This window comes from Streptomyces sp. SID3212, assembly GCF_009865405.1.
Classification (GTDB): domain Bacteria; phylum Actinomycetota; class Actinomycetes; order Streptomycetales; family Streptomycetaceae; genus Streptomyces.
Window position 1 is genome coordinate 1 of the sequence record NZ_WWJY01000268.1, and the last position, 321, is coordinate 321.

The 321-nt window shown below is 72.6% G+C and carries 1 protein-coding gene; it reads left to right on the top strand.

Annotation, left to right across the window (positions count from 1 at the left end):
- On the top strand, positions 1-321 hold a 321-nt coding region (locus GT042_RS08105; RefSeq protein ID WP_202532506.1), incomplete at both ends, for a hypothetical protein.

The following is a 321-nucleotide window of genomic DNA, read 5'->3' on the forward strand; positions in this document are numbered from 1 at the left end:
AGGCCCGCGAGGTGGCGGACGGAAGCGGCGACAAGCGGCTCGGATCGGGCCCCGCGCACATCCTCGCCGGAGTGGCCACGATGTCCGGCGACCTGGCGTCGGCCCGGGTCCTGATCGGGGAGAGCGTCACCCTCCACGAGGAGATCGGCGACACCCGCATGGTCGCGGTCGAGCATCACAACCTGGGCTACGTGGAACTGCGCCTGGGCCACCAGGACCGGGCGAGAGACCTGTTCGCCGAGGTGCGCGCGCAGGCACTGGCGGCGGACTGGCCCGACATGCTGCCGTACGTGACCGCCGACGCGGCCGTCATCGCCGACG